Raw genomic sequence first — 1320 nt, 5'->3', positions numbered from 1 at the left:
TTTAATTTCGTTTTTTTCAATCTTAGAAAAATCTAGAATGTCATTTACCGAACTCAATAAGCTGTAAGTTGAGTATTTTATAATTTGGCTTCCGTCTTGAATTTCCTTGTTATTGCTCTCTTTTGCCATAGATTTAGCGGTATTCAAAATGGCATTTAAAGGCGTTCGCAACTCGTGGCTGATATTGGATAAGAAATAAGACTTCAATTCGTTCATTTCTTCCGATTTTTGTAAGGCTAGTGTTTGCAGTTCTTCCCGTTCGTTTTTTAGGTTTCGAATCAAATTCGCCATCGAAAGGGATAAGAAAATAACTTCCATTCCGGTACCCAATTTTGATCCGTTTTCTGTCCAAAAATTTAAAGGCAATACACTAAAATTCTTTAGAATAAAAACGACAAAACCCGAAACTAAGAAGAATACGCCAATGGCGAAAAAACGGTCAATTTTTTTAGTTTTTCTGTAAATGGAAATCTGTGAAGCAATGATTAATGACAAAACAATTAAGCCTAGCGCATTGGCAATAGGATAGGAGTATTGTAGTGCTTTCGGAATAAAGAACAAGGATAAAAATAACGCAGCATTAAGAAAATACAAAACATAAAAAGCATAATTGATGGTTCGATTGGTTTCTTTTATTTTCAAAAAAACTTGTGCATATCGACCTAAGAAGAAATTCGCAATACAGGCAAATATAATTACAGCGTGTAAAGAAAACCAGCCGGATTGTGGTGTGATAAATTGGTAAAAATAACCATCAATAGCAAATTGTAGCAATCCAATAAAGACCACATACATGCTGTAATATAGGAATGTTTTGTCTCGCATCCCGAAGAAAAAGAACAAATACAAAATGGCTGCAATAATCAAAATACCATAAAAAAAACCAAAGACAAATTGCTCAAAAGAAGTCATTTGAATTAACGCCTCCAAACTGTAAAGAATCATCGGCATCGAAAGCATTTCACCGTCGCTTTTTACATGAAGATAGAATTGTTTTTGTTCTTCGGGATTGAGCTCTATTTTGAAAATGGTTTTTCTGTGGTCAAAACTTGATTGCTCCCGTGGAATAGCATCACCGCTTATGAATTTTGTGATTTTATTATCTTGACTAATTACATAAAGTTCGGCAACATCGGTTATAGGTCTGGCGGTTTCAAAAAAATAATATGACTTTTCTTTGGCAGTATTTTTAAGCTGAAATCGTATCCAGAAATTGTGCGTAGTAAACCCAAAATCCGTATTTTCATTCAGCATCGGGCTAAATTTAAGATCTTTAGATGTTGTAACTTGTTCCAATGTCAAATCGCGTTGACCAACATC

Annotated in this window: 1 protein-coding gene; it reads right to left on the bottom strand. The window is 33.8% G+C overall.

Annotated features, from left to right (window positions below; all coding sequences use genetic code 11):
- The coding region (locus C0512_RS15810; RefSeq protein ID WP_290863308.1) for a hybrid sensor histidine kinase/response regulator at positions 1-1320 on the bottom strand (1320 nt) is incomplete at both ends.

It is taken from the genome of Flavobacterium sp., from assembly GCF_013822155.1.
In the GTDB taxonomy this organism is placed as follows: Bacteria; Bacteroidota; Bacteroidia; order Flavobacteriales; family Flavobacteriaceae; genus Flavobacterium.
This window is presented reverse-complemented; position numbering and strand designations above follow the sequence as displayed.